Raw genomic sequence first — 2,301 nt, 5'->3', positions numbered from 1 at the left:
TCTTCGTGTTCCCGAGCAGGACCGACACGTTCGGCCTCGTGCTGCTGGAAGCGCTCGCAAGCGGTACGCCGGTCGCTGCCTTTCCGGTTTCCGGGCCGCGCGACGTCATCGGCTCAGCTCCGGTCGGCGCATTGAACGAAGATCTGGCGGCGGCGTGCCGCGCGGCTTTGCGGGTCCCCCGGCAGGAATGCCTTGAATTTGCCGCCCGCCATACCTGGGCGGCTTCGGCCCGCGCCTTCATCGAGCACATGGCCGATGTCCGTTTGGGAGCGCAATCCGAGCTTTCGCCGCGGCTGTCGGAGCAGCCGCGCTTCGTTGCATAGCTAGCGGAGTGGATTTGACATTGCCGCGCTTTCTGCGGAGGCGCTAAACTGTACCCTATGAACGAACCTCTGTCTCATCTGCCCGTGAGTTCCGCGGATATCGACGCCGCGGCCAAAGCCATTGCGGCCTTTGCCGTCCGAACGCCGTTACTTTGTCCGCCGGTTCTTTGCGATCGCGTCGGCGCAAGAGTGTTCCTCAAGCCGGAAATCCTGCAACGCACCGGCTCGTTCAAGTTTCGCGGCGCTTTCAACAAGCTGTCGTCGATTCCGGAAAGCGCCCGCAAGGGCGGCGTGGTGGCGTTTTCATCCGGCAATCACGCGCAAGGCGTCGCGGCGGCCGCGAAAATTCTCAACATGCCCGCCACCATCGTGATGCCGGCAGACTCACCGCTGTTGAAGCGCGAGCGCACCAAATCCTATGGCGCCGAGGTCGTGCTTTACGATCGCGACCGCGAGGACCGCGAGGCGATTGCGCGGGAGATCGCAGGCAAGCGTGGGGCTACGCTGGTGCCGCCCTACGACGATCCGAAGGTGATCGCGGGGCAGGGCACCGTGGGCCGCGAAATCTGCGAAGACCTGGCAGCGCTCGGCATCGTCCCCGATATCGTGGTGGCGCCGGTTTCCGGCGGCGGCCTGATCGCAGGCGTTGCGACCGCGGTGAAAGCGCGCTTTCCGCAAGCCATGATCATGTCGGCCGAGCCGGAAAACTTCGACGACCACGCCCGCTCGCTGCGCGCCGGCAAGCGCGAGGCCCACCACGCCGCAGGCCGCAGTATTTGCGATGCGCTGATGGCGGCTATCCCCGGCGAGATCACCTTTGCCATCAATGGCAGGCTGCTCAGCAAGGGCGTCACCGCATCGGAAGCAGAAGTGGGCGAGGCCATCGCCTTTGCGTTCCGCGAACTCAAGCTCGTGGTTGAGCCCGGCGGCGTGGTTGGCCTGGCCGCCTTGCTCGCCGGCCATATCGAGGCGCGCGGCAAGAATGTCGTGATCGTGCTGTCCGGCGGCAATGTGGATTCGGACCTGTACGCTCGGCTGATTGGCTGAAGGCTGGCGCGGACTTCCGGAAATCCGGTCAATCTGCCATTGTTCCGACACTCGCCTTGGAAACAAAGAGACGAGTCAGAAACAAAAATCGGGAGATATGCCATGCACAGGATGCTCGTTCTTTATAACGAACCCAAGGATCCCTCGCATTTCAAGAAGTACTACGTCGAGACGCATGTGCCGCTGGCGAACAAAATCCCCGGCATCAAGAACGCCCGCTATTCGTTCGACGTGAAGGCGCTCGGTCCTGGCAAGGCGCCGTATTTCTGCGTCTTCGAGGCCGACTTCGAGAGCGAGGCGGCATTGATGAGCGGGCTCGGATCGAAGGAAGGCCAGGCGGTCGCAGGTGACGTGCCCAATTATGCCTCCGGCGGCGTCACCATGGCGCATTTTCCGCTGAAGTGACCGGCGGGTGGCAACCCGCTGGAGTCTCCGGATCAGGAAAAGAACGCGATCTTCTCGTTCTGGCTCATGCGACGGATCGGGGCCAGCGGATCGGACCGCGAACTCCGTGGCCGTGACACGATGCCGTTGGCGAGCAGGCTCGAACCGAGCGAAGGCGTCGGTTCGAGCTCCGATTTGGGTACGGGCTGAAGCGGCGTCACGGCGGGCGGCGCACTGGCGACAGCGCGTTCTGTCCCACCATCGGTTTCTGATCCAAAGGTGACGTCAATCTCCCAGGACGCAGTTCTCCCCTGACTCTGTCCGGCTTTGGGCGTGTCGATCTGATCTGCGTGGACCTGAGCCCCGTGAAGTTGGGCCTCGTTGACTTGTGTCTCGTCGGACTCGGTGTCCTCCATGGGGTCGTAGGCCGCGTCGCTATCAGGCGCGGCCATCTCCATTGCCACCATGTCCAGCATGGCTTCATCATTGGCATCGAAGGCGTCGGCCGGCTCGCTCGCAGCCACTTCCACCCCGGGAGCCTCATCCG

At 63.5% G+C, this 2,301-nt stretch carries 3 protein-coding genes and 1 pseudogene; 3 read left to right on the top strand and 1 reads right to left on the bottom strand.

What is annotated here, in order from left to right:
• The 3 genes from WB528_RS24025 to WB528_RS24015 all read left to right on the top strand — a co-directional run.
• A partial coding sequence (locus tag WB528_RS24025; RefSeq protein WP_423891390.1) for a glycosyltransferase occupies nt 1–323 on the top strand: 323 nt, incomplete at its 5' end.
• Between the two features lie 57 nt (nt 324–380).
• Nucleotides 381–1,370 carry a threonine/serine dehydratase gene (locus WB528_RS24020; protein ID WP_423891388.1) on the top strand — a complete coding sequence of 330 codons (990 nt, stop codon included), beginning with the start codon at nt 381–383 and terminating at the stop codon, nt 1,368–1,370.
• Nucleotides 1,371–1,472: 102 nt separating this feature from the next.
• The gene (locus WB528_RS24015; RefSeq protein WP_423891387.1) at nt 1,473–1,775 is read left to right on the top strand and encodes an EthD family reductase; all 303 of its coding nucleotides are present in this window, start codon (nt 1,473–1,475) and stop codon (nt 1,773–1,775) included.
• A gap of 32 nt (nt 1,776–1,807) precedes the next feature.
• Here the strand turns inward: WB528_RS24015 and WB528_RS24010 are convergent.
• A pseudogene (locus WB528_RS24010) lies at nt 1,808–2,301 on the bottom strand (hypothetical protein); the annotation flags it as partial.

The sequence above is a fragment of the Bradyrhizobium sp. genome (genome assembly GCF_049586575.1).
Classification (GTDB): Bacteria; Pseudomonadota; Alphaproteobacteria; order Rhizobiales; family Xanthobacteraceae; genus Bradyrhizobium.
Note: the sequence above shows the minus strand (reverse complement) of the source record. Positions and strands in the feature narration are given on the sequence as shown.

What these genes read in the sequence shown, in the direction of transcription:
- WB528_RS24020 (WP_423891388.1), top strand. Translation starts at nt 381, where the DNA reads ATGAACGAACCTCTGTCTCATCTGCCCGTGAGTTCCGCGGATATCGAC.
- WB528_RS24015 (WP_423891387.1), top strand. Translation starts at nt 1,473, where the DNA reads ATGCACAGGATGCTCGTTCTTTATAACGAACCCAAGGATCCCTCGCAT.